This is a genomic window from Metabacillus niabensis, assembly GCF_020524345.1.
GTDB lineage: Bacteria > Bacillota > Bacilli > Bacillales > Bacillaceae > Metabacillus > Metabacillus niabensis_B.
This window is the reverse complement of the sequence record NZ_JAIVLH010000008.1, coordinates 47,369-71,145: the sequence shown is the minus strand read 5'-3', so window position 1 is coordinate 71,145 and position 23,777 is coordinate 47,369. Positions and strand designations below refer to the sequence as shown.

Annotated in this window: 21 protein-coding genes; 5 read left to right on the top strand and 16 right to left on the bottom strand. The window is 36.7% G+C overall.

The window, feature by feature from the left end; translation table 11 throughout:
• Positions 1-61: 61 nt before the first annotated feature.
• Together LC095_RS10260 and LC095_RS10255 are read left to right on the top strand one after the other, a co-directional pair.
• Complete coding sequence (locus tag LC095_RS10260) at positions 62-1,330, top strand: GntP family permease (RefSeq protein WP_226528106.1); 1,269 nt, start codon at positions 62-64, stop codon at positions 1,328-1,330.
• Between the two features lie 40 nt (positions 1,331-1,370).
• Positions 1,371-2,507, top strand: coding sequence for a glycerate kinase (locus LC095_RS10255; protein ID WP_226528105.1), 1,137 nt, complete (start codon positions 1,371-1,373; stop codon positions 2,505-2,507).
• Between the two features lie 59 nt (positions 2,508-2,566).
• Here the strand turns inward: LC095_RS10255 and LC095_RS10250 are convergent, their stop codons facing one another.
• Together LC095_RS10250 and LC095_RS10245 are read right to left on the bottom strand one after the other, a co-directional pair.
• Entirely contained in the window at positions 2,567-3,994 is a 1,428-nt protein-coding gene (locus tag LC095_RS10250; RefSeq protein ID WP_226528104.1) for a PH domain-containing protein, read from the bottom strand.
• Entirely contained in the window at positions 3,978-4,508 is a 531-nt protein-coding gene (locus LC095_RS10245) for a PH domain-containing protein (RefSeq protein ID WP_226528103.1), read from the bottom strand. Before LC095_RS10245 ends, LC095_RS10250 begins: the two co-directional genes overlap by 17 nt.
• Before the next feature lie 144 nt (positions 4,509-4,652).
• Here LC095_RS10245 and LC095_RS10240 point away from each other — a divergent pair, with 144 nt between their 5' ends.
• Positions 4,653-5,585: an L-lactate dehydrogenase gene (locus LC095_RS10240; RefSeq protein WP_226528102.1), complete on the top strand. Its 933-nt coding sequence runs from the start codon at positions 4,653-4,655 to the stop codon at positions 5,583-5,585.
• A 107-nt stretch (positions 5,586-5,692) separates the two neighbouring features.
• On the opposite strand, the gene LC095_RS10235 is transcribed toward LC095_RS10240, so the two are convergent.
• From LC095_RS10235 to LC095_RS10220, 4 genes are all read right to left on the bottom strand, one after another.
• Positions 5,693-6,376, bottom strand: coding sequence for a DUF4956 domain-containing protein (locus tag LC095_RS10235; protein WP_226528101.1), 684 nt, complete (start codon positions 6,374-6,376; stop codon positions 5,693-5,695).
• Positions 6,377-6,429: 53 nt separating this feature from the next.
• On the bottom strand, positions 6,430-7,128 hold the full coding sequence (locus tag LC095_RS10230) for a polyphosphate polymerase domain-containing protein (RefSeq protein ID WP_226528215.1): 699 nt from the start codon (positions 7,126-7,128) through the stop codon (positions 6,430-6,432).
• 103 nt (positions 7,129-7,231) lie between these two features.
• On the bottom strand, positions 7,232-8,548 hold the full coding sequence (locus LC095_RS10225) for a sensor histidine kinase (RefSeq protein ID WP_226528100.1): 1,317 nt from the start codon (positions 8,546-8,548) through the stop codon (positions 7,232-7,234).
• Positions 8,541-9,227, bottom strand: a complete 687-nt coding sequence (locus tag LC095_RS10220; RefSeq protein ID WP_226528099.1) for a response regulator transcription factor — start codon at positions 9,225-9,227, stop codon at positions 8,541-8,543. Before LC095_RS10220 ends, LC095_RS10225 begins: the two co-directional genes overlap by 8 nt.
• Positions 9,228-9,640: 413 nt before the next feature.
• Between LC095_RS10220 and LC095_RS10215 the strand changes: the two genes are divergently transcribed.
• The gene (locus LC095_RS10215) at positions 9,641-11,743 is read left to right on the top strand and encodes a carbohydrate-binding domain-containing protein (protein WP_226528098.1); all 2,103 of its coding nucleotides are present in this window, start codon (positions 9,641-9,643) and stop codon (positions 11,741-11,743) included.
• A 53-nt stretch (positions 11,744-11,796) separates the two neighbouring features.
• On the opposite strand, the gene LC095_RS10210 is transcribed toward LC095_RS10215, so the two are convergent.
• From LC095_RS10210 to LC095_RS10185, 6 genes are all read right to left on the bottom strand, one after another.
• Entirely contained in the window at positions 11,797-12,780 is a 984-nt protein-coding gene (locus LC095_RS10210) for a glycoside hydrolase family 43 protein (RefSeq protein ID WP_226528097.1), read from the bottom strand.
• Positions 12,781-12,914: 134 nt separating this feature from the next.
• A complete protein-coding gene (locus LC095_RS10205; protein WP_226528096.1) occupies positions 12,915-14,861 on the bottom strand; it encodes an ABC transporter permease in 1,947 nt (648 codons plus the stop codon).
• A complete protein-coding gene (locus tag LC095_RS10200) occupies positions 14,851-15,612 on the bottom strand; it encodes an ABC transporter ATP-binding protein (RefSeq protein ID WP_226528095.1) in 762 nt (253 codons plus the stop codon). The genes LC095_RS10205 and LC095_RS10200 overlap by 11 nt, the downstream gene beginning before the upstream one ends.
• 104 nt (positions 15,613-15,716) lie before the next feature.
• Positions 15,717-16,721, bottom strand: a complete 1,005-nt coding sequence (locus LC095_RS10195) for a sensor histidine kinase (RefSeq protein WP_226528094.1) — start codon at positions 16,719-16,721, stop codon at positions 15,717-15,719.
• Positions 16,714-17,406: a response regulator transcription factor gene (locus tag LC095_RS10190; protein WP_226528093.1), complete on the bottom strand. Its 693-nt coding sequence runs from the start codon at positions 17,404-17,406 to the stop codon at positions 16,714-16,716. Before LC095_RS10190 ends, LC095_RS10195 begins: the two co-directional genes overlap by 8 nt.
• A gap of 372 nt (positions 17,407-17,778) precedes the next feature.
• Positions 17,779-18,072: a Dabb family protein gene (locus tag LC095_RS10185; protein ID WP_226528092.1), complete on the bottom strand. Its 294-nt coding sequence runs from the start codon at positions 18,070-18,072 to the stop codon at positions 17,779-17,781.
• A 175-nt stretch (positions 18,073-18,247) separates the two neighbouring features.
• Between LC095_RS10185 and LC095_RS10180 the strand changes: the two genes are divergently transcribed.
• Positions 18,248-19,579 (top strand): S8 family peptidase, encoded by a 1,332-nt coding sequence (locus LC095_RS10180; RefSeq protein WP_226528091.1) that lies wholly within the window; start codon positions 18,248-18,250, stop codon positions 19,577-19,579.
• Between the two features lie 60 nt (positions 19,580-19,639).
• On the opposite strand, the gene LC095_RS10175 is transcribed toward LC095_RS10180, so the two are convergent.
• The 4 genes from LC095_RS10175 to LC095_RS10160 all read right to left on the bottom strand — a co-directional run bounded on the left by LC095_RS10175 (position 19,640) and on the right by LC095_RS10160 (position 23,527).
• Complete coding sequence (locus LC095_RS10175) at positions 19,640-20,647, bottom strand: FecCD family ABC transporter permease (RefSeq protein ID WP_226528090.1); 1,008 nt, start codon at positions 20,645-20,647, stop codon at positions 19,640-19,642.
• On the bottom strand, positions 20,644-21,654 hold the full coding sequence (locus LC095_RS10170; protein ID WP_226528089.1) for a FecCD family ABC transporter permease: 1,011 nt from the start codon (positions 21,652-21,654) through the stop codon (positions 20,644-20,646). The genes LC095_RS10175 and LC095_RS10170 overlap by 4 nt, the downstream gene beginning before the upstream one ends.
• A gap of 138 nt (positions 21,655-21,792) precedes the next feature.
• Entirely contained in the window at positions 21,793-22,731 is a 939-nt protein-coding gene (locus LC095_RS10165) for an iron-hydroxamate ABC transporter substrate-binding protein (RefSeq protein ID WP_226528088.1), read from the bottom strand.
• Positions 22,682-23,527 carry an ABC transporter ATP-binding protein gene (locus LC095_RS10160; RefSeq protein ID WP_226528087.1) on the bottom strand — a complete coding sequence of 282 codons (846 nt, stop codon included), beginning with the start codon at positions 23,525-23,527 and terminating at the stop codon, positions 22,682-22,684. The genes LC095_RS10165 and LC095_RS10160 overlap by 50 nt, the downstream gene beginning before the upstream one ends.
• Positions 23,528-23,777: the final 250 nt, after the last annotated feature.

Here is a 23,777-nt window from a genome sequence, read left to right as displayed (position 1 = left end):
TTGCTTTCTTTCACAACGTCATAATAAACATATACAAAAACAGCATTGGGGAGGAATCTGCATGGATGTTTCAGTAAGCGTTTTAGGAGCAATAAGTGCCTTGACCATTGCGATTGTGTTAATACTAAAAAAAGTGCCACCTGCTTATGGAATGGTTGCCGGAGCCTTGATCGGAGGGTTGATTGGTGGCGTTGATATTACAAATACAGTGAATTTAATGATAGCGGGTGCAAAAGATATTATTCCGGCAGTATTGAGAATAATGGCTGCGGGGATTCTGGCAGGTGTTTTAATTGAATCTGGTGCAGCTTCAGCGATAGCAGAAAAGATTGTCAAAAAGTTTGGAGAATCACGAGCGCTCTTAGCGTTGGCTGTAGCGACAATGATTTTGACAACTGTCGGGGTTTTTGTAGATGTAGCTGTTATTACTGTTGCACCAATTGCGTTAGCTATTGCTAAGCGGGCACATCTTTCTAAGACTGCTATTTTACTAGCGATGATTGGTGGAGGAAAAGCAGGAAATATCATGTCACCAAACCCAAATGCAATTGCGGCATCTGATGGCTTTAATGTACCGCTGACATCGATTATGTCGGCAGGAATCATACCGGCTATTTTTGGTCTTGCAGTAACGTATTATTTAGCAAAAAAGGTAGCAAAAAAAGGCTCTGTTGTCATGGACCAAGATGTTGAAGTCTCAGATATGGCAAAAAAACCTTTATTTGTGACGGCTATGATTGGACCACTCATTACAATTATTTTACTAGCGTTAAGACCATTATTTGATATTAATATTGACCCAATGGTTGCCCTGCCTATAGGAGGTATTATTGGTGCAATTGCGATGAAAAAGACCAGGGAACTTAATGATTATGCCGTTTCAGGATTAAGTAAAATGTCTGGAGTTGCGATTATGTTATTAGGAACTGGAACATTGGCTGGGATCATCGCTAATTCTGAGTTGAAGGATGTTTTGATCAATGGATTAAGCTCATCTGGCTTGCCGGCATATTTATTGGCACCTGTATCCGGAATTTTCATGTCTGCCGCAACAGCTTCAACAACAGCGGGGACAGCTGTGGCAAGCGGTGTTTTCAGTAGTACTATCTTAGGTTTGGGAATTTCAGCATTAGCGGGGGCTGCCATGATTCATGCAGGTGCAACAGTGCTTGATCATTTGCCGCACGGAAGTTTCTTTCATGCAACAGCAGGGAGTGTCAACATGGAAATTAAAGAGCGCTTAAACCTCATGCCATATGAATTTTTGATTGGTTTAACGCTTGCGGTCATTTCCACCCTCATATTCGGAGTGTTTAAACTTTTTGGTTAACTATTTTTTTTAAAACGTTTTTAGAAAGGAGATCTAAAAGATGAAAATAGTCATTGCCCCCGATTCTTTTAAAGAAAGCTTATCTTCTATGGAGGCAGCTCTTGCAATAGAGCGAGGCTTTAAAATGATTTTTCCAAATGCCGATTATCATAAAGTGCCGATGGCGGATGGAGGAGAAGGTACTGTTCAATCTTTAGTTGATGCAACAAAAGGTTCAATTAAAGAAAGGATTGTGACGGGTCCACTTGGAAATCAGGTTAAAGCTTTCTTTGGTTTGATGGGTGATGGAAAAACGGCCGTTATTGAAATGGCTGCTGCATCCGGTTTGCATTTAGTTCCTGTTGAACAACGAAACCCATTAGTAACGACGACAAGAGGTACAGGAGAGTTGATCTTATCCGCCCTTGATTTAGGCGTAGAGCATATGATTATTGGAGTTGGTGGAAGCGCCACAAATGATGGAGGAGCAGGGATGGTCCAAGCGTTAGGTGGGAGATTACTAGATTCAGATGGAAACGATATAAAGGCAGGCGGTGGTGTGCTTTCGGAAATCTCCTCTATCGACTTGACAGGACTGGATCAAAGATTAACGAAAGTCAAAATTGAAGTAGCCTGTGATGTTGATAACCCATTAACAGGGCCTAGAGGTGCATCAGCAATATTTGGTCCCCAAAAAGGAGCAACACCTGAAATGGTCCAATTGCTTGATCAGAACCTAACTCACTTTGCCGATGTTGTTGAGGCATCTCTTGGAAGATCCTTTCGAAATATAGAAGGGGCAGGTGCTGCTGGGGGTCTTGGAGCGAGTCTAGTAGCTTTTTTGAATGCTGAACTAAAAAGAGGGATTCAAATTGTCCTTAATGCAGTGAATTTTGATGAAGTAGTAAAAGACGCGACTCTCGTTATAACGGGTGAGGGGAGAATTGATTCTCAAACTATTTATGGAAAAACTCCTATCGGTGTTGCAAAGGCAGCTAAAAAGTATGGTGTACCTGTGATTGGTGTAGCAGGCTCTCTATCGAAAGATTGTGATGGTGTATATGAACATGGTATTGATGCTCTTTTTAGCATTGTGCCAGGTGTTACCACACTTCCAGACGCCTTTGAACATGCTGCTGTTTACATGGAAATGACAGCAAAAAACATTGCTGCAACTATGAAGGCTGCGAATAAATGAAATAGGAGAACCCAAAGGAATTGAATCCTTCGGGTTTGATGTGTGAAGAGTTACTAGCTTTATTTCGATTGGCCATGATACCACGTGTAAAATGTGCCAGCCTCTTCTTTGGAAAGGCCATATAGTCTACTTTCATGCATTGGTTTGGCTCTATTAAGAAAAACAAGTGTAGCAACATTAAATTTCCGCTGTAACCAAGAGTGTTTAATCGTGATTTGCTGAATTCGTTCGTGATGTGTAACAAATGTTTCATTCATAAATCCGCCTTTTCTTATTTGAACAGTTTTTCCATGGCGAATATAGCTTGTGAACCAATAATCAAGGATTCTTGAAGTAACAGACAGGACAAATACAATGGCTACTATCCATAGCATTTCTCTTTTAAAAATGGCCAACCCAATGATTGATAAAATTGTTAAATAATAAGGATGAAGAAGCTTGAGCCACAGAACTTTAATCGGAAATCTTTCCATACGCTCTTCAATGACATATTGAGGCAGCATGGTTTGCAGGATTTGATAAGCTTGTTTTTTAGGCATAAAAGGATATAAAGAACTTGTATCCTGGTCATTTCCATCCTCAGATCCTCCTGCACTAATTAGCTTCACTTCAACAAGCCTAAGTAAACGTTTTAAGAGGGATTGTTCTACAACAACAGCTTGAACCCGATGTTTAAGGATTGAATAACTAACAACATTCCCCATTCCTTTTTCAATATAGATTCTATCCTTATCATCACTAACCACAAAGTTACCGTATTTAGTAAAGGTTTTAAACAACCCAAATAAGACAGATAGAATCATAGCTATTATCAGTATAATAATAAGCATCCACCAATGAATGAGTAAATAATCGAACGCATTTTTGGCTGAATCTTCAATGTGAAAAAGCTCTGCCAAATTAAAATACAGGGCACTTAATAAAGGGAAGAAGGCCAAAAAGCTAAGCGATGTAAATGAAGCCTTTATTAAGTCTTTTTTATTCGATTGAAAATGGATAGTTCGTTCAATAACTGGTTTTTGTTCTTCATCAAATTGATCCTGTGGTTGTTCTAAAAGAAGGAGAATTTGACATTTCTCTTTAGCTGTAATAACAGGAAAAGTAAAGTTTGCATATTCTCCGCTTGTACCTGTTTCTAGGGTTAGAGACGTAAGCCCGAACCAACGATGGATAAATGTTGTATTTGATTTATGGTTATGGATACTGCTAAAAGGAACGGTTCTTTGTGATTTAATAAATACCCCTTTACGTTCAATGACTGAATTCTGAGTAACCTCATATTGACAGAACATCCACTGTAAAATGGTCCAAATAAGAGTGAAAATACAAACAATGATAAATATGTACCTTCCCCATACAACCCACGTAGCTGTAGATGTTGCTTTAAATATAAATAAGATAAGAACAATTCCTACGGAACCTTTTATGAATGAAATAAGGTCTACCGCTATCATCGCAGGATGGTAACGTTTAGTTGTTGGTTGCATGTTCTTTATCTCCTTCACCATTCTCTGGATCTTTTATTTTAGCAAAAGTAGCAATTTGTGCTTTTAATAGATGTGCCTCTTCTGAGGGAATGGCTGGGATAACATGATTTGAAGTTGTTGTACCAACCTCAATATTGTAAAGCATATGTCGACGCATAATCGGACCTTGTTCTGTGCGCACATATTCTACCTTTTCCATGGGGATCAATATATGTTGCTGGTTCCATCTTCCATGTTTTAGCTGAATAAACTCTTGATCAATTTCATAACGCCAGGTTCGTTGTAGATAGACAGGTTCAATCAAAATAGAATAAATACTTGATAGAATAGCAAGCCCGCCTAAACAATATAGTACAATACTTACCCAGCCATACCAGTCAAATCGTTCAGAGCAAATAATTAGAATGGCGATGATAACGAGTGCAATGGTATGACCGATCGTATTAGACATTCTCCACACCTTCACAGCATTAGGAGAGATCTCTCTTTTCGGCTCATTAATATTGATATACAATGATCTTCACCTCCATAACATATACGAGATATACAGGAAAATAGTTTCATAATTATTGGGATATATGTGTAAAACAGGTTATTCTATAAGTTGTAAGGATAATAATGTAAATATAAAGGTGATTGACACTAGGAGGAATGTGTAATGAGTATGACACTTGGCAATAAGGTTGTTTTAGTAGGAACTGGGGCGGTTGGATCAAGCTATGCCTACGCGTTGATGAACCAAGGGGTTAGTGATGAAATTGTCCTTGTCGATTTAAATGAAAATAAGGCAAAAGGTGATGTGATGGACCTGGATCATGGGATTGTCTATGCACCTAATGCAATGAATATAAAATTTGGTTCTTACGAGGAGTGTAAAGATGCTGCACTTGTCGTCATATGTGCGGGAGCAGCACAAAAACCGGGTGAAACACGATTAGATTTAGTAAGTAAAAATGTAAACATCTTTGAATCCATCGTGAAGCAAATTATGTCATCCGGATTTAACGGCATATTCCTTGTTGCAACAAACCCGGTAGATATCCTTGCATATGCAACATGGAAGTTTTCGGGATTGCCAAAAGAGAGAGTAATTGGTTCAGGAACAATTCTGGACTCAGCAAGATTTCGTTATTTATTAGGAGAAGAATTTGATACAGCTCCAACTAGTGTACATGGATATATTATTGGCGAACACGGAGATTCTCAATTGCCGGTATGGAGTTCAGCAAATATTTCCGGAACACCTGTAGCACCAAAGTTATCAGAGCAGCGACAGGGAGAAATTGCTGTACAGGTAAGAGATGCTGCTTATAAAATCATCGAATCGAAAGGTGCAACATATTATGGTATTGCAATGGGATTAGCAAGAATAACAAGAGCGATATTAAGAAATGAAAATGTTGTTTTACCTGTTGGTGCTCTCCTGGAAGGTGAAAATGGTCATAGGGATGTTTTCATTGGTATTCCGTCTGTTATAAATCGTAAGGGAATTAAAAAGGTCGTTGAACTGGAATTAACAGATGATGAAAAAGCAAAGTTTGCAAACTCTGTAAAAACACTAGAAGATATTCAAGCACAGATTTGGATATAAAAGCAAAAGAACGATCTTAACATTTAATTAATCGTTAAGATCGTTCTTTTAATCTGACTTCATGATCATGATAAGTCAGCAACTATTAATTACTCTAAGTTTATTATTTAAGCTGTAAAATTACCGTCATAGCTTAACATAACAGCTGATTTTACTGCATCCATATCAGATATATTATTGATAAATCCTAAATCTTCGTCTTTAACACGAATTTCGTATGTGACTTCATAGTCGTGGCCAGGCATGACAGATTTAGATTTTACTGAATATTTTCTAGAGCTCTCAGATACAACATGTTCGATTGAATTTTCGACATGTAGGTCACTATATTTCACAATTAATAAATAAGGATTTTCAATTTTAATTTTGTTAATAAAAATGATCAGTACAGCTCCAATTAGGATAGAACCAATCACAACTAGAGGGATAAATCCTGCTCCACATAAGATACCTGAAACGATAGCCCAGAAAATATAGACAATATCCATTGGATCTTTAATTGGTGTACGGAAACGAACAATTGATAATGCACCGACCATACCGAGTGATAAGAGGACATTTGAAGAAATCCCCATAATGATTAAAGCTGTAGCCATCGACATGATGATAAGAGATATATTAAAGGTGTGTGAGTAAATAACACCTGAAAAAGTTTTCTTATATACAAAGTAGATAAACAATCCTACAAAAAAAGCTACTAATAACCCGATAAGGGAATCTACAATTGAAAAACTGCTTGTTTTTTCTAAAATACTTGATTTAAAAATATCATTAAAAGATACATTTTCCATTCTTTTTCCTCCTAAAATTCTTTTCCATTTATTCAATTACTCATTGCCTGTGCTTATCCATACATTCGACTAATTTGGTATTTAGAATAAGCACCTGCTCTTAAGTTGTTGACTTGTAATAGTTGCTTAATAACTAATGGTAAAAATTCATCATACTTTACTTCGAGCACCACAATATCAGGATCGGTGTCAATCATTGCCAAGTTCGGATTCAGCACATCATTATTTCGAAAGCTTGTTCGAATAGAGCAGTCAAAAGTAACTCGAACATTTCCATATTTATAAATAAATACTTCTCTCTCATAATCAACGACTGTAAGTGGTTTTAGTTGGGAAAGGTTCATTTGATAATATAATTCCTGGATAAGAGGTCGTGAATCATGTTCCATCCAGGCTATATCTCCAAACCTTATTTGTTCATATTCTTCAGAAGTTATACGACATTTTTGTTTGTATGTTAAGTTATTTCGTTTGCTCTTTTTCTCTAAATTCAGATATGAGGTGTTAAAATCGTATAATCTTACCCGAAATTTATCACGCTCATAATAGCCTTCTTTTTTCTGATTTAATACTTTATTTTCAAAGTTATCGAAGTAAACACTTCGAATAGAATACTTCCCGTCACTCTTTGCATGAGGGTCTACTTCCATATAGTGTTTTAGCTTATTTCTAAGCAGAAACACTTCTCTCTGTGTCATTTCATGCTTTAATTCTCGTCTACCCTTTGAGCCATTAAGGGTCATCGCCTTCATCATTTTTTTCTCTCCTTTTTTGTCTCAACTTCTGTGTTCACATTATTAGGGATAAACCTTAAACAAACCTTAAAAGGTGAAAAAGAATTCAAAAAAAAGAAGATTACGGTTTTGTAATCTCCTTTTTAGGTAGCTTCACTTTAAAAGTAGTTCCTTTATGTTGATTTTGATTAACGGTAATCGTGCCATTATGTTTAGTTACAATCCAGTGTGCAATGGACAGCCCTAAACCGGTACCGCCTGTGTCACGGGAACGGGCACGATCTTCACGATAAAAGCGGTCAAAGATGTATTTCATGTTTTGTTTTTTAATGCCAATGCCGGTATCTGTCACTTCTAGAACGATTTTATTGTCTTCAACATAGGTTTTTACACCAATGCTATCTTGTTCTGCGGTGTATTTTAATGCATTATCAAGCAAAATAACTAAAAGCTGGTGAAGTCTTTGTTCGTCTGCTTCTATGTTTATTTTGCTATTCAGTTTTAACCAAAGATGCTTGTCCTGTGATTCTGCAATGTCTATATAAGGTGTACAAACATTGTTAACAAAGGAATCTACATCGATCACTTGCTTAACAAGCTGTGTTTCAGCTGAATCAGCTCTTGCTAGAGTTAACAAGTCAGAAGTCAGTTTGGATAATCTTCTTGTTTCTGACAGACTCAGGGCAATATTCTCAAACTTGTTCATAATTTTTTCCTGAGGTTCTGTGAGTAATAACTCTAATTTATTTTGAATAATCGTCAAAGGTGTTCTCAATTCATGTGAGGCATTTTCAACAAACTCTGTTTGCTTGTTCCAAGATTGAATAATAGGCTTCATCATTCTCTTTGATAAAACGAAACTTGCAGAAATTGATAGAATAACAAAGACAGAGGAACAGAGAATTATGAGATTTCCAAAGTTATGGATGATTGTTTGCTCTGCATCAGTGTTGATGAAAAGTTGAACATATTCGACATCATCATTCTCGTTTGGGTCTTTGAAAACAATGTATCGGAAATCATATAATTCATTAAGTGTTATATTTGTAATCACATCTAAATTTTCAGTATCCAATTCATAGTCTTGTAAATAATTTTCATATAAAGATGTTCCTATTTGATCTTGGTTGATGATTTCTCCATTTTCATTCCAATTCACCATCATAATTCGAGGGTTTGGAAAATTTCTTTTTCTTTCGTCAGGTGGAAATTCCCGATCAAGCTTGTTTTCATGCTTAGGAGAATTCAGTCCTAGTGTTTGATTTTCCAGTATCATCGATTTAAATTCTGTTAATTCCTCGTCTGTTTTGGTAAAGAGGGTTGTTTGGACCTGCCCATAAATAATAAAGCCAAAGATCGTAAAAATAACGGTAAAGGCGATAAGGTTTAATACCATAAATTTAAGTTGTTCTTTACGGAAAATTTTCTGCTTAAACATTGCCTTCACCATTCTCAGTTAGCATGTAGCCTAGACCGCGGAATGTTTTGATGTATCGATCATAGCCGAATTTTTTTAAGGACTTCCGGACATTGCTGCAATAAACCTCAACAACAGTAGTAGATGTATCAGATTCAAATCCCCATATTCGATCAAAAATTTGCTCCTTTGTGAGGATCGTATTTTTGTTGTTGATTAAATACTCCAGAAGATCATACTGTTTTCCATTTAGTTTTACAGTCTCATCTTCAATATAAGCTGTTTTGTTTTTTAGGTTCATTTTTAACTCTTTGAAGGAAATGACATGTTCCTTTAAATCTCCGCCAGCTCTTCTGACAATGGCCTCCAAACGTAAAAGTAATTCTTCCCGGTGAAAAGGTTTCACAAGGTAATCATCAGCGCCTACCTTAAAGCCTTGAATTTTATCATCGATGCCGTCTTTTGCGGTTAACATAATAACAGGCGTTTTAATCTGGTTCTTTCTTAGTTCTTGAAGGACTTCATAGCCATTCATATTAGGAAGCATGATGTCTAATATGATGCAGTCAAAGATATTTTGCTCAGCTAAATAAAGTCCTTCTTCTCCATCAAAAGCCTGTTCTGCCTCAAACATTTCTTTTGTTGTTTCTTTAATTGTTTCCGAGAGATATTTGTCATCTTCTATGATTAATAATTTCATTTTTGATCACCTCTATTATATTAATTACTTTTTAAAATAGCCTTAGTAAAATTTATTGCTTTATAAGAAGTATAGGGAGTGGTTGATTTCCGCTACAGGATGCTCCCTTTCCGTGGGGCGTGCAGTGATCCTCCTCGACACTTTGCGTCTGCGGGGTCCCACCTGCAGCGCTGCTCCCACAGGAGTCTCGCACCTTTCGCTCCAATCAACCTAAATAGTTTTTTATGCATAGAATATGAACCTTAAAGAAAATCATTTTATAAAAACTAAGAATAGATTTGATTATAGATCCAAATTTAGTTGAAATGCAAAATTATTTTGAAAAGATATTTTTAAGGTTTTATTAAGGTTCGTACTTAATAATGTAACTCACAAGGGAACCAATCCTTTTAGAGAGATAAGGAGATGAAGGTATGAAGAAAAAATCAACTTATTATAAATTAGCTGCAACTTTATTAAGTACAACCTTGTTATTTGCATGTACAAATAATGACACGACAACTGTCACAAGTGAGACAGAGGCAGAAACAGCAGGTACTAGTGCAGTAGTGAATACAGATGTAAGTAAACTGGTTAGTGAGGCTGTTTCCTATAAAGAGGATGATAGCTATACAGATTGGAAAAACGAGGATCCAACGTACATTGAATTAAATGGAACAGAGGCAGACTTTGATTCATCAGCTGCGGTTCTTTTTGATAATAATGTGCTAACGATAAAAACAGGTGGTACTTACGTGTTGAGCGGGCAATTGGATAATGGACAAATTGTTGTAGACGCGGAAGACAAAAATACCGTAAAACTGATCTTAAATGGAGTGAACATTCAATCCTCAACTAGTTCAGCTATTTATGTGAAGAATGCAGAAAAAACAACAATTTCACTTGTGGAAGGTACAGAAAATACCGTAAGTGATGCAGAGAAGTATGTTTATGAAGATTCATCTGAAGATGAGCCAAATGCGGCCATTTTCAGTAAAGATGATCTTACAATCAATGGAACAGGATCGTTAATTGTTCACGGAAATTACAATAATGGAATTGCAAGTAAAGATAAGTTGAAAATTACTGGTGGAACAATTGACATTCATGCAGTTGATGATGGAATCATGGGACGAGATCTTGTTGCAGTAAAGGAAGGGACAATACAGATTGAAGCAGGTGGAGATGGAATCAAGTCCACAAATGATGAAGATGCATCAAAAGGAACCATTGCACTTGAAGGTGGCGCATTTGATATTACATCTGGTAACGATGCTATTCAATCAATTGCATCATTATGGATAACAGATGGTACGTATACAATTAAATCCGGAGAAGGAAGTCCACAAACGATTAGTAATCATGAAGAAAGAATGCCTGGAATGCCTGGGCAAGAAACAAGTACAACTGCCACAACAACTGAAACAGAATCTGAAAGCTATAAAGGATTAAAAGCATCTGTTGATATTGCAATAGGTGGAGGAAGCTTTACGATTGATTCTGAGGATGATGCAGTCCACAGTAATCAACATGTTACATTAACAGGTGGTGAATTTACGATCTCTACCGGTGATGATGGAGTTCACGCTGATTCATCTGTTGCCACAACAGGTGGCAGTATCGACATCACAAAAAGTTATGAAGGAATTGAAGGGGAAAACATTACAATTATAGACGGTGAAATTCAGCTTACATCAAGTGATGATGGATTTAATGTTGCTGGAGGAAATGATGCTTCAGGTATGGATATGCCTGCAGCTGCAGCTGAAGGTAGTGGGACATTACAAATAAATGGAGGTTATATATCTGTAAATGCAGAAGGTGATGGACTGGATTCCAATGGTTCCATATCCATGAAAGATGGAATTGTGATCGTCAATGGTCCGACAGAAAATATGAACGGTCCGGTGGATTACGATAGTAGCTTTAACATAACAGGTGGTTTTATTGTAGCAGTAGGAAGCTCAGGTATGAGCCAAGCACATTCTGAAGATTCTTCACAGACAGGTGTCTTAATGACTTATCCTGAAATGCAGTCAGCTGGTACAATGATTCATCTTGAAGATAGTGATGGGAAAAATATAGTAAGATTCACACCAGCTAAAGACTATCAAACGGTCTTTATTAGTTCACCTGAATTAACAAAAGATGCTTCATATACGCTTTATTCTGGAGGAACATCAACCGGGGAGGAAGCAAACGGCCTATACACGGATGGAAAGGCTGAAGGTGGAACAAAGGTAATAAACTTTACGATCTCTGAAACTGTCACATGGTTAAATGAATCCGGTGTAACAGAAGCAGCTGCTAATGGTCCTGGAGGAAGTGGAGCACCTGGAAGTGGTGATCAGGCCCGACCTGATATGGGAAATCGTGATGATATGTTTTCTGATTTAGATGAGGAGACAAGACAAAAGATGCAGGAGATCATGGAACAACAAAGAAATGGTACAATAACGCAGGAAGAAGCTCAAGAACAGCTGAAAGAGCTTGGTATAGAGATGCCTGAAAGAGGCGCACCGCCAACTGAACAATAAACAAACCAAGGCAAAGAGTAGAGTGTTAATCCTCTACTCTTTTTACATATCATTTACTCTTTGTATGGATCAATCGTCTGAATGGTGCCATCTTCGTTGTAATGAAGTTCTGAGTATTTCACACTTCGTTTATGGTTCACACCATCTGATAATGAAGAATCATGATAGAACAAATACCACTTATCCTCAAATTGAACAATGGAATGGTGTGTTGTCCAGCCGATTACAGGAGTAAGAATTTTCCCTTTATAGACGAAAGGGCCTTGTGGGTTTTTACTCATGGCATACACAATATAATGAGTTGTACCTGTTGAGTAAGAGAGGTAGTAATAACCATTATATTTATGGACCCAAGCTCCTTCAAAAAATCGTCTATCTTCATCACCCGCTAAAATTGGATCTCCATTTTCATCAACAATTGAGATCTCTTGGGGTTTTCCTTTAAAGGAAAGCATATCTTCTGATAACTCAGCTACAATTGGCCCTAGTGCTGGTTCTTCTGCAGCCGGTTCTTTGCCATTTGGATCAAATGTACCTGTTTTCCACTTTTCAAGCTGGCCACCCCAAAGACCGCCAAAATAAACATAAGCTTTGTTGTCGTCATCTACCAAAACAGCAGGATCTATACTAAAGCTGCCAGGTATGTAGTTTTCTTGTGGTGTGAAAGGACCTGCAGGATTATTGCTTGTTGCTACACCTAGTCTAAAAATTTCATTTTGGTCCCGTGCCGGAAAAAATAAATAATAGGTGTCGTTTTTATAAGCAGCATCAGGTGCCCAAAGCTGTTTCTTTGCCCATGGAATATCCTTTAGATGAAGAACTTCACCATGATCAACACATGGAGAATCAAAATTGTCCATTGAAAGAACATGATAATCCTCCATTTTATACTGATCCCCATTATCATTCGATGGTTCGTCATGATCAAGGTCATGGGACGGATAAATATACAGTTTCCCCTCAAATACATGTGCTGATGGATCTGCTGTGAAAATATGTTCCACAATCGGTTTATTTGGCTTTGTTTTCGTTTCCATTTGATTACCCCTTATACAGAAAGATTAGTAAGCGCTTAACACATCTATTATATCAATGTCTTTCTAGTAGGTGAGTAATAAATCTATTATTTTTCAAAAAATCAAAAAAGAGGACAATGTCCCCTTCATAATGTTTATAAAGCACTCTTAATCACATTTTTATCATACATAATTGATAGAACTGCAAAGATAGAATACAAGACTGTGTATAGCCCCATGACAATTAACATTGGTGTCCAAACCTCTGTTCCGAATAAGAACCAGCCTGATTGTACAGCAAAGTAGCTATGCAGAAGGCCAATGATTAGTGGAATTCCAAAATTATAAACCTGTTTTACCTGAATCCCTTTTAGTAGGTCGGTTTGAGTAAAGCCAAGCTTTCGCAAGATTGTATAATTTGGTCTTTCATCTTCACTTTCATCCATCTGCTTGAAGTAAAGGATACATCCGGATGTGATGAGGAAGGTTAACCCTAAGAAGCCAACAATAAACATAATAAGGCCCATTTGATTTTTCTGACTGTTGCTTAAATTAAGCTGTGAATCATGATCCTCACTTTCGTCAAAGCCAAGGTCATTAAATAAATCGTTTGCTGCTTGGATATCATCTTTATTTATTAAACTGATTCCAATATATTGACTTGATTCTCTTTGAATATCCTTGACAAGGTCCTTTTCAATTTGCTGGAACGTAGATTCATCAACGATGGCAGTTGGTAATCCGCCACTAGTGAAGTACCAGGAAACTGGATATGCCTTCTCAAGACCCAAGTATTGTTGTTCAATTTCATCTTTTTTACCAACAAACGTAATTTCACCAGAGTTTTTTAATCCCATAAAACTTTGAAGAAGATCATTATAACCTGTAAAGACCGTTTCATCTGATGAAACATCAATACCTTCAATAAATTTATCACTCACAACAGGTATCTGCATAGAATTGGGATCAGTATTTAATCCCTCAAGCTTCGTATTCATGATATTACCCACATTAACATTTGCTTGAAGAACAGGGATTAATGTTTCTTCATGCTCTATATTCTGCTCTGTTAATTTTTGTTTAAATAATTCTGCATCTTTTTCAATCGTAAAGGAAAAATCGTCAGGAACATTGTTAATAGCCATCTGTTCAGCTGAATAATAAGAGATATAACTGAGTGATAATAATCCGATGGCAAGGGCAGAAACTGTTGTGATAATTGTTAATAACATGGCATTTGACCTCATCCGAAACATAATAGAAGAAAGAGACAACACTTCATGGATATTCAGATATCCTTGTTTTTTCTTACGTATCACATTGGCAATAAAACGAACAGAGCCTTTGTAAAATAGGTAAGTTCCAATAATAACGGAACCAAGGATAAACACCATTGCTAAAAACAATGCATTCATTGATGTAAAATCTCCATCGAATAATTTCGAGGAGACATAATAGCCTGAGATAACAAGAGTCAACCCGAGAATACCAATTAGAATTTCAACTACAGAGATCTTCTTCACTTTTCCTTCTGATGAAGACGTTACTTTAAAAAGTGACAGGATGCTCTGTTTCTTTATAAAAAGGAAGTTCATTGCCATAATGACAAGGTAGATGGCACTAAAAACGATAATTGTTTGGATAAAAGCCTGTGTGGAAAAGCGAAGTGATGCGACGCTTTCTACGGCAGTGACTTTAAATAAGATCAGTGTAATCAGTTTTGAAAAGGAAAACCCTATAAATATTCCAACAATTAATGAACTGAAATATAAAATTATATTTTCCATACTTAATATTCGAAAAATCTCTTGTTTGGTCATTCCAATTAATTGAAATAAACCAATTTCTTTACTTCGTCTTTTAATAAAGATGGTATTTGCATATAAGAGAAAAACACCGACAATGGCAACAAGTAGAATCGAAGCCGATTTAATAGCGGCTCCACCTTTAATAGATCCCTTTGCAGCATCCATGGCAGGATCATACTGTAAAGTAACAAATGAAAAGTATAGAGCAACCGTGAAGATTAAGGCAAATGCATAGAGAGAGTAATTTTTAATATTTTTCTTTAAGTTACGAACAATTAGTTGATTAGTGCTCATATTGTACACCGCCTAGAACACCTTGGGTTTTAATAATGTCTTTAAAGAACTCTTGTCTTTCCTGGACACCTTTATGCAATTGGGTGTAAATTTGGCCATCTTTAATAAAGATAACTCTGTGACAAAAGCTTGCTGCAGTTGGATCATGTGTAACCATAACGATCGTTGCTTTACGCTTTTGGTTTAACTCACTTAGCTTTTGCAATAAATCTGAAGCCGATTTTGAATCAAGTGCACCCGTAGGCTCATCAGCAAAAATAATACTAGGGTTGTGAACAAATGCCCTTGCAGCAGATGTACGTTGTTTTTGTCCGCCGGAGATTTCATTTGGATATTTGTTATGCAGTTCATGAATTCCAAGTTGTGTAGCTAAAGCTTCAAACTTTTCATTTGCTTCTTTTCGTGGAGTTTTTGTAATTGATAATGGCAATAATATATTTTCCTTCACTGTTAAAGTGTCGAGTAGGTTATATTCCTGAAAGATAAATCCAAGATGATGCTTCCGAAATTCAGCCAATTGCTTCTCTTTCATTTTTGTCATTTCTTTTCCTTGTATGAATATTGTGCCATCACTCACACGGTCAATTGATGAAAGAACATTAAGTAAGGTTGTTTTTCCAGATCCTGAAGCACCCATGATGCTGACAAATTCACCTTCTTGAATACTAATATCTATTCCTTTTAACACTTCCTGTTTATTGAACTTATTTCCAAAGCTTTTATGAATTTTCGTAGCTTCTAATACTTTCATTGTAAAAACTCCTTAACTTAAAAATGATACTTTCATTATAAAAAGGGAGAGAAACCATTTCCTTCGATTAAGCTAACAAAATAAAAAAGCATGTGACAATGTTGTCACATGCCCATCACATCTATAAATTCATTTCTCTTTGAAAAGATCAGTGTAAAGGTTGTCCCAACATATAATGTCGACTCTACCTCTATATGAATATGCAAGGTTTGGGCTACCTTTTTAGCTAAATATAAGCCCATTCCAGTAGAAGATTGATCAGAATGATTGGTAGTAGAAGTGAAGCCTTTGTCAAATATACGTGAAATATCTTTTGGATCAATACCCCGGCCGGAGTCAGATATTTGTAGGATGACCTGATTGTTTTCGGTAAGGCTTTTTACAATAATATCTGAGTCTTCACTATACTTAACAGCATTAGTTAAAAGCTGTCTCAATATAAAGGCAAGCCACTTTGCATCTGTTAACACTTCGGTTGTATTTAAGTTAAGATCAAAACCTATCCTTTTTTGTATACACCAGGTTTGTAAAGTCTTGATTTCATCAAAAAGTAACTGCTCTAAATCAGTTTTTTCTATATGTAAGTCATTCTCGATAAAACTTATTCTTTTTTGATGAAGCTGCTGATCCAGTAATAAATGAATTCTTAGCCACTCATATGTTACATCTGACTTGAGTTTTTGATCTTCAATCCTATCAAAAATCAAGTGCATAGCTGTTAACGGAGTTTTTACTTCATGAATCCATGACAGGAGCTCATCTTTTTCCTGCTCAAGAATTATTTTATTTTGAGAAGCTAATTGTTTTAATCTTTCTGTTTGTTCAGTGCTGCTTGTAGCAATGATCTCCTCAAAGGGCGTTTCAGGATTGGGTAAATCTGTTGAATCAAAGTTATTTTCCCGTTCTCGTAACAATTTATAAAATTTCGTTTCCTTGTTGTATCGGAAAATAAGAAAAATGATAAAAAGTAATGTGATAATAAAGACAATATAAAGTATGGGTTTAAGTGTCAGTACTGGATCAAGGTAAGCAACAAACAGGATGAGAAGCTGCATGACAAAAATGAACAGAATCCAACTAATTCTTTCAATTAAAAACTCTTTAATCATAGATGTCCTGTTCAATCGCACGATATCCTTGTCCTACCTTTGTTTCTATATTCTGTCCTAATCCTATCTCATCTAACCGTTTTCGAAGTCGATTGACATTAACGGTTAATGTATTATCACTTACAAATCGTTTATCATCCCATAAGCTATTGATGATGTTTTCCCGGCTGACAATATTGTTCTTATGTTGAATAAGAAGCTTTAAAATAAACATCTCATTTTTGGTTAATTCAATTGTTCCAGCCTCATTGAATACTGTGTTTTTTTCGAAATCAACAGTAGCATTACACCATGTTTTCACATTCGTTTGTTCTGTACTATAGTCATACACGCGACGTAAAATAGCTTGAATTTTCGCAATGAGAACATCGAAGTGAAAGGGCTTTTGAACAAAATCATCTGCCCCCAGCTGCATGGACATAACCATATCGGTCGGATGATCCCGTGACGATAAAAAGATAATGGGAACCTTTGAAACACTTCGAATCAATCGACACCAATGAAATCCATCAAACTTAGGCAATTGAATATCAATGATGACAAGGTCAGGCTTATGTTCAGTGAACTCCTGCATAACCTTATTAAAATCGTGAATTCCTTCCACATCATATGACCATCCGGCCAATCGCTCTTTGACCTCATGAAATAAAGACCTATCATCCTCAATTAACAATATTTTAAACACTGCTTTCACCACACTGACATAAATTTATCTGATAGGTAAAGTTTATAGTAAAAAATTCCTTTTTTCTATCATTATTGCTTTTGGTGAGGGGTGAAGGACAAAGTAGAGTGCATTTTAGCGTGAAAATGTCTTTCATCGAGGTGCTGAAAGACAAAGAGGGATGCGATGAAAGGAAAAATGTCTTTCATCGAGGTGCTGAAAGACAAAGAGGGGTGCGATGAAAGGAAAAATGTCTTTCATCGAGGTGCTGAAAGACAAAGAGGACTCCATTCAATGAAGAAACGTCTTTCATAAAGAGGTGATGACAGCCCTTCAAATAGAAAAAAGATGAAAAATAAGAAGGGCACAATATAGCACCCTCCTCAAACATGCTTAAATCTCAATATCTACCCCAATACTATCAAGTCTGCCAGACTCACGGATAAATGCTGCAACTGCTTGATGATCTTCGTTTGCAGAATATGCATCCAATGCAGCTTGATCCTCAAATCGAACCATAAGAATGACTTGATACTCCTTGCTTTTTTCAGCGAGGTTGAATCCTGCTTGAATTTCTACAAGCCCGGTTAATACCTCTTCTAATGCTTTAAAACGTTTGATGACTTCCTGAAGCTGTTCTTGTGTTGTTTCGTCACTGAATTTTAATAGAACTGTACGTTGAATCATGCTTTTCTCTCCATTCTAGTAAAAGTATCGTTGTTCATTTTACAGATTACCAAATCATATAGCAATCATAAGAAATCTAGTAAATTGGCATTATTTTAAATAGAACTATGTTTTTAACCGTTCCTATTAAAATATCCCTTCATATATTGCTACTAAACGATATGGAGGTGCTTGAATGTTTGGCTACTCAATGATTCAAATGGTTCATACTCATGCAGACAAGATGGACCAGCCATTAAGAGAACAGATTTTAAACCTTTATGAGCCACTAAAATATACACCAATCGTTTTTCACAAGACTATAGAAGATATAATTAAAAGAAAAAAGAAGGTACCGGTTATTATTGAATTTGAACAGGATCTATACGATAAAGGCTGTGAAGAATTAAATGGAACGATCCAAAAATGCCCTAATAGTAATATCAGACACAATTTTCCGCGGGTATCATGTAGTAGTGTTGACCTTACACCAAACACGTTAGGGGAATTACTCACAACTTGTCATGGTATAAAAAGAGTTCATTTAAACAGTGAAGTTCGCGCTTTACTTGATGTAGCAGTGCAATCAGCAAATGCCAGAAATGTTGTGAGAAATAATACTGTATTAACCGGAAAAGGAGTCAAAATTGCTATTATTGACACAGGAATTTATCCACATGAGGATCTGAAAGGGAGAATTACTGACTTCGTTGATTTCGTTAATGGCCGTACAGATCCTTATGATGATAATGGACATGGAACACACTGCGCAGGTGCAGCAGCAGGAAATGGAGCAGCTTCATCGCAAAAATATAGAGGAACGGCTCCTGAAGCTGATTTAGTTGGTATAAAAGTATTAAATAGTATAGGCTCAGGTTCTCTTGAATCGATTATGCAAGGAGTGGAGTGGTGCATTCAATACAATGAGCAACATCCTACAGATAAAATTGCTATCATTAGCATGTCCCTAGGTGCGACCGCTCAGCTATACAGTAATGAAAATAAAGATCCTATGGTTCAAATGGTTGAAGCTGCATGGCAGGAGGGTATTGTGGTATGTGCTGCAGCAGGAAATGAAGGACCTGAAAGTCAAACAATTGCTAGTCCTGGAATAAGTGATCAAGTCATTACGGTTGGAGCATTAGATGATAAAAACACCCCCGGCACAAAAAGTGATGATGTGATTGCGGGCTTTTCAAGTCGAGGTCCAACTATTTACGGAGTCGTTAAGCCGGATATTGTTGCTCCGGGTGTTAATATTGTCTCCTTAAGATCCCCTAACTCTTATTTAGATAAGTTTCAAAGGTTAAACCGGGTTGGGCAAGCATACTTTACGTTATCAGGAACATCCATGGCTACCCCAATTTGTGCTGGTGTCGTTGCCTTAATGAAACAGCAAAATCCGTCCTTACGACCTCAGAAAATTAAACAGTTATTAAAAAATGGCGCAGATTTTTGGAAGGGAAGAGATCAGAATATATATGGAGTAGGATATATTAATGCGGAAAAATCCATTCCTAAAAGATAAGTTATTTCCTAAGAAATGAAAATAGGCAGTCAACCGTTTGAAGGTAGACTGCCCTGTCTTTTATTTCTTAAGTAATAAATACACAAAATAGGGAGCACCGATCAGTGCCACCATAATTCCTGCAGGTAGCCCATCCGGTTCAATTAAATTACGTCCTACTGTATCAGCAAACAATAAGAGAAAACCACCAACTAATACTGCAATAGGAATAAATAATTGATTTCTTGGGCCAACAAGGGCTCTTGCGATATGAGGAGCCATTAGCCCAATAAAGGAAATTCCGCCTGTTACAGATACAGCAGAGGCTGCGAGCGCAACAGCTGTTAATAATAAAACAATCCGTTCCTTTTCAATAGAAAGACCTACACCCACTGCCACTGGTTCACTTAGACTAAGTATGTTCAGACGATTAGCCTTGTAAAGTGTAAAAGGGATAAGGATAATTAACCAAGGAAGAAGGGCGAGAATAAACGGCCAGTCTGTACCCCATATATTTCCTGCCAACCATTTGGCAATAAAGTCAACTTTTACACGATCTGCAGATGAGATGAGAACAATCATTAGGCCTGATAGAGCAAGTGAAAAACCTACCCCGATTAAGACCAGTCTAATTGGTTGCAATCCCACTTTTCGGTCATAAGAAAAAATATAAATTAAGATGGCTGTCACGAGAGCTCCAAGAAAGGCAACGATCGGCAGCATATAGATAAATGAACCTGAATCAATTGGGAAAAATAAATAAAACAACGCAATTGCTGCCCCTGCACCGGAGTTTATTCCGATAATACCAGGCTCAGCTAATTCATTCCTCGTAATACCTTGCAGGATTGCTCCTGATAATGCAAGTGCCATTCCTGCCAGTAGTGTAATAATAATACGGGGCATGCGTATAGAAAATAAAACGAATTCATCCTTAAATGTTCCCTGGCCAAGCAGAGTAGGAATAATTCGGTTATATGAGACAGAAGAAGTCCCAAGTCCCAGCCCAATAATAATTGTTAGGAAAATAAGTACAACAAAAATAGTAATAAAAAGCCGCTGTTTTTTGACTAATGATGTTTGAATCATGAGAATGCCCTGCCTCCTTTCTTCACAATAAGTAAGAAGAAGGGAATGCCCATGACGGCAACAATTGCGACCACCGGTGTTTCAAATGGAGCGTTCATCGTCCGACCAAGGGTATCAGCTAAAAGCATAAAGGCTGCACCAATAATTGCTGACATCGGAATAATAAAACGATAATCGGTTCCAATAATAGCCCTTGCTATGTGTGGAATCATAAGACCGATAAACGCCATATTTCCAACAAGTGCGACTGAAGCACCTGCAAGTAAGATAATCATAATAAAAAGAACGACTTTAATTTGAAAGGTCTTTTGACCAAGTCCAACTGCAACTTCTTCACTTAAACTAAGAATCGTTAACTGTTTTGAGAAAAACAATGTAATAATAATTCCTATGACAATAACAGGTATGATGATTTGTAACTGAGACCAGGTTGTACCAACCAAACCTCCTGCTGTCCACATTGAAACATCTTTGGACGTTTTCGAATAAAGACCAATTCCTTCTGCAATTGCATAGAGAAACGCTGAAATAGCAGAGCCGGCTAATACAATACGAATAGGGGAAAAGCCGCCTTTTTTCATTGAGCCTATTCCAAATACTAATAAAGCCCCAACTCCAGCACCAATAAAGCAGGAAACCATCACCCAAAAGTAGTTAGCTGATGGTAAAAATGAAACCATGATTGCGAGCGCAGCATTAGCACCTGCCGTTAATCCAAGTAACCCGGGATCTGCAAGTGGATTTCTTGTCATTCCTTGCATGATCGCACCAGAAGTGGCAAGTGCTGCACCAACAAAAATAGCAGCAACTTCACGAGGTAATCGAATCTCCCGAATGATGGTAATTTGCTCATTTGTTATATTCGACATTACCGAAAGCCACACATCTTTAACAGAAATATCGGCAGCTCCAAATACTAAAGAAATGATAAACAAACAGATAAATACAAGGATTGCAGCAACATATTTAAATATAAATGGAATGAATAGTTGGGTGTTCTTTTTCATGTATCTCATCTTTTCTTTGGAAATTTTCGAAGGGATAACGTTTACATAATTTTCTAAAATCCTATTCATACTTTAACAAAAAATAGAGAGGAATTCTTTAAAAGAATTCCTCTGTACTCAAAATCCAATGCTAGGCCCTTATTTTTCACCTAAAAAGGATTCTTTAAAGAAGGCTAATTGGTGTTCTAATGTGATTGGATCGCTAAAGGATGCACCATTTCCTTCCATTTCAAATACTTGATTATTTTTCACCGCAGGAATGTTTTTATATGTTTCAGTTTCCTGGAATGAAGTATCTGCATCTGAATATTTACTTAAAATGACGTAATCACCGGCATATTCAGGTAGAACCTCAGCGGAAAGAGTATAGTAACCAGATTCCAATGCAACTTCTTTTACTTTTTCAGGCATTTTTAAGCCCATTCCTTGATAAAGAATTTCTGTTCCTCTTGCCCAGTTATCTCCATATACATATAAATCTTTTCCATAGCTCTCAATGACAGATACTGTTGCATCTTCACCAATTTTTGCTTTAATTTCTTTACCAGTTTCTTCTACACGGGATTTGAAATCTTCCACCCATGCTTTAGCTTCTTCTTCTTTGTTTAAAAGCTTACCAATTTCTAGATGCTGTGTTAAGTAATCAACTTTACCCCATGTATATGTTACAGTCGGGGCAATTTCACTTAACTTATCGACGTTTTTAATTGTGGAAAGTCCAATAATTAAATCCGGCTCTAGTTCAATAATTTCTTCTAAGCTTTCATCAGTTACTTCTACTGCATCTTTTAATTCATCTGCAAGAATTGGACTGTTGATCGCCCATGATTCAGCACCTACTACGTTTACTCCTAGATCAAGAACATTACCAGCAAATCCGGAGAGTAACACAACACGTTGCGGGTTAGCTGGAACTTCAACAGGTCCATTTTCAGACTCATATGTAATCGTTTCCGGTTGTTTGTTTTCAGGAGAGGTGCTTCCGTTTCCTTCGTTTTCAGATGTCGAATCATTGTTGCCGCATGCACTAATAACTAGCAACAGCAGCAGCGTGAATGGAATTAACAGTTTCTTCATTTTTTTCTTCTCCCTTTAGTAAATTATATGTGATGCACATCGGCTTGTTTGTACGTGGATCGGTTCCAACTTCAGCATCGATATGAAAAACTTTCTTTAATACATCATGTGTGATAACTTCTTTACAATCACCGGCTTTTATGACCTGACCATCTTTTAACGCAATAATATAGTCAGCAAATCGCGCAGCTTGGTTTAAATCATGCAAGACCATAACAATAGTACGTTCTTGTTCTTGGTTAAGCTTTTGGAGAAGTTCAAGCACTTCCAGTTGGTGAGCCATATCTAAGTAGGTTGTAGGCTCATCTAAAAAGATGATATCTGTTTCCTGAGCAAGAGCCATTGCAATCCAAACTCTTTGACGTTGACCCCCTGATAAGGCATCCACTGGTCTGAATTTAAAGTCTTTCGTTCCTGTTACTTCTAGTGCCCAATCAATTACCTCATAGTCTTTTTTTGTTAAACGACCAAAGCCTTTTTGATAAGGGAAGCGTCCATAAGATACTAGTTCGCCTACAGTTAACCCACTGGCACTTTCAGGTGTTTGGGGAAGGATTGCCATTTTCTTCGCGAGAATTTTCGTATTTTCCTTAGAAATATCTCCTCCGTCCAAAACGACATTTCCCGATTGATGTGGAATGATCCTTGTAATAGCTTTTAATAAAGTAGATTTTCCACAACCATTAGATCCAATGATGGTTGTAATTTTTTTATCTGGAATCTCTACACTAAGATCTTTTACAATCAACCGTTCACCATATCCAATTTTTAGTTTATTAGTGTAAAGGCGAACCATATATGTAACCTCCGTTTATATAGGTTTTTTTGAATATCAGAATGTATTGAGTTTACTTAGTTTTTATGTCTAACCGCAGTTTATACGTAATAAAAGAAACTGTTGTGTAATGAAAATGATTATCATTACTGAATAATTAAATTCTATAATTCCATTTTACTATTGTCAATGTATAATTTCATGTTGTAAAAGTTAGGAAAGCGTTGTATAGTAAATGAGAATGATAATCATTAATACTCAAGCTAAGGAG